This window comes from Cupriavidus sp. 05N39, assembly GCF_056397325.1.
Genome location: NZ_JBFTNE010000337.1, coordinates 1 through 420 on the forward strand (window position 1 = coordinate 1; position 420 = coordinate 420).

1 protein-coding gene is annotated in these 420 nt (G+C 67.4%); it reads left to right on the plus strand.

Annotated features, from left to right (window positions below):
* Positions 1-288, plus strand: a 288-nt coding sequence (locus AC1DN0_RS41590; protein ID WP_477146684.1) for a M20/M25/M40 family metallo-hydrolase, incomplete at its 5' end; no start/stop codon positions are given.
* Positions 289-420 lie beyond the last annotated feature (132 nt).

Below are 420 nucleotides of genomic sequence, written 5' to 3' on the forward strand. Positions count from 1 at the left end.
GTATTCACCGAGACCTTCCGCGGCCCGAGTTTCCCGGCCGGTGACATCGCCGAAGCGGAAAACCGCCGGCTCGCCGCGCGCGATGTGGCCGACGCGCTGGATATCCCGATCGGCAATGCGGTGGACTTCTGGACCGAAGCCTCGCTGTTCTCCGCCGGTGGTTACACCACGCTGGTGTATGGCCCGGGCGACATCGCCCAGGCCCACACCGCCGATGAGTTCGTGACGCTGGAGCAGCTGCAGCGCTACGCCGACGCGGTACACCGCATCATCGCCCAAGGCGCCTGATTCCATGACGCCGTCGTGGCCTGCCACTGACGGATCCCCCATCGCGGCCGCGGCCGCCTGTGACGATACCGAAATGCCTTCTTCCCAGCCCCACCGCCAGACCCGTCAGACCATCGTGCGCCTGCTCTCGAG